Source organism: Meridianimarinicoccus marinus, from assembly GCF_040689105.1.
GTDB lineage: Bacteria > Pseudomonadota > Alphaproteobacteria > Rhodobacterales > Rhodobacteraceae > Meridianimarinicoccus > Meridianimarinicoccus marinus.
The window spans coordinates 1-271 of the sequence record NZ_JBFBVU010000124.1 but is presented as its reverse complement, the minus strand read 5'-3'; the positions used below and the strand labels follow the sequence as shown (position 1 = coordinate 271).

1 protein-coding gene is annotated in these 271 nt (G+C 51.7%); it reads right to left on the bottom strand.

Annotated elements, in window-relative coordinates; all coding sequences use genetic code 11:
* Positions 1–30: 30 nt before the first annotated feature.
* Positions 31–271 (bottom strand): hypothetical protein (locus AB0T83_RS20450; protein WP_366195027.1); only part of this gene is annotated, 241 nt, incomplete at its 5' end.

The window sequence follows — 271 nt, the reverse complement described above, 5'->3', positions numbered from 1 at the left end:
GGAGCGAGGCTTGTCCGCGAAGCCCTTGATTCATATTCGGAATTTTTGCCGAACAACTGACCTCTTCGCGGGCAAGCCTCGCTCCAACAGGGTCCGTATTTGCCAATGACAGAACAACCCTACGACCATTCGGCAGCTTGAGTTTTCGATAAGACCAGCCTTTGCGGCATACTCGCTTCCTCTGGAGACCGAAGAAGCATGCTCGAGCAACTCAATACCCGCGTCGAAACCTGTTACCAGCAAGCCGAAGAATTTTTCAAACGTCCCTTTA